Annotated in this window: 1 protein-coding gene; it reads left to right on the forward strand. The window is 68.9% G+C overall.

Going from position 1 to position 560, the window contains the following annotated elements:
• Positions 1–560: VCBS domain-containing protein (locus tag AC1DS5_RS25435; RefSeq protein WP_477721019.1), on the forward strand; the 560-nt coding region annotated here is incomplete at both ends.

Below are 560 nucleotides of genomic sequence, written 5' to 3' on the forward strand. Positions count from 1 at the left end.
GCAACGACGACATCACGGTCAACGAAGCGGCGCTGGCCACGGGCAGCAACCCGTCGAGCACGGCCGAGACGGCGGCCGGCACGCTGGTGGGCAACGTCAGCGGCGGCGCAGGCGGCTACAGCTACGCGCTGACGAGTCCGGCCGCAGGCAGCTTCGGCACGCTGACGCTGAACCCGGACGGCAGCTACAGCTACACGCTGACGCAGCGCTTTGACACCAGCCCGGACGCCAACAACGGCACCAACACCGAGAACAACCGCGACACCTTCACCTACCAGGCGACGGATGCCAACGGCAACACGGTGACCAGCACCATCACCGTGGACATCGTGGACGATGTGCCGACAGCCTTCTCGAACACCAACAGCGTGACCGAAGGCGCTGTGGTGGGCGGCAACGTGCTGACGGACGGCACGGACGACGTGTTCGGCGCCGACGGCGCGGCAGCCGGTGGCGGCGTGGTGGGCGTGCGGGTGGCCGGAGGCGACACCACGACGGCGGTGCAGACGGGCGTGAACACGGTCATTGCCGGCAGCTTCGGCACGCTGACACTGCAGGCC

The organism is Polaromonas sp. P4_H1, assembly GCF_056400945.1.